We start from the raw sequence: 416 nt of genomic DNA, 5'->3' as shown, positions 1-416 counted from the left end.
GCGATATGATGCACCACCGCCACCAACACATGCTCATCGGCACTGACCCGGAAAAGCCGTGCCCGCAAAGGAATCTCACGCGCCAACTCGAATTGATGCCGCACCACCACATCAACAGCCTCAGCCAGTCGGCCCTCCGGCCAACCCGCGGCATCGATGATCTGCCACCCGAAATCGGCCTGCTCCACGGGCACCACCAACTGCTGTGGCGTGCCCCCCGGCGCGGCGAACAGCGTCCGCAGGCTCTCATGACGGCCCACCACATCGGCCAACGCGACACCCAACGCGTCGGCATCCAAACGCCCACTCAGCCGCAGCGCCACCGCCATGTTGAACACGGCCGAGGGCCCCTGCAACTGGTCGATAAACCACAACCGATTCTGCGCAAACGACAACGGCACCACCGCCGGACGCTC

At 64.9% G+C, this 416-nt stretch carries 1 protein-coding gene; it reads right to left on the bottom strand.

From position 1 onward, the window contains the following. A partial coding sequence (locus OQ789_RS25835; protein ID WP_324689269.1) for a condensation domain-containing protein occupies nt 1–416 on the bottom strand: 416 nt, incomplete at both ends.

The organism is Mycobacterium sp. 94-17 (genome assembly GCF_035617725.1).
Taxonomy (GTDB): Bacteria; Actinomycetota; Actinomycetes; order Mycobacteriales; family Mycobacteriaceae; genus Mycobacterium.
This window is presented reverse-complemented; position numbering and strand designations above follow the sequence as displayed.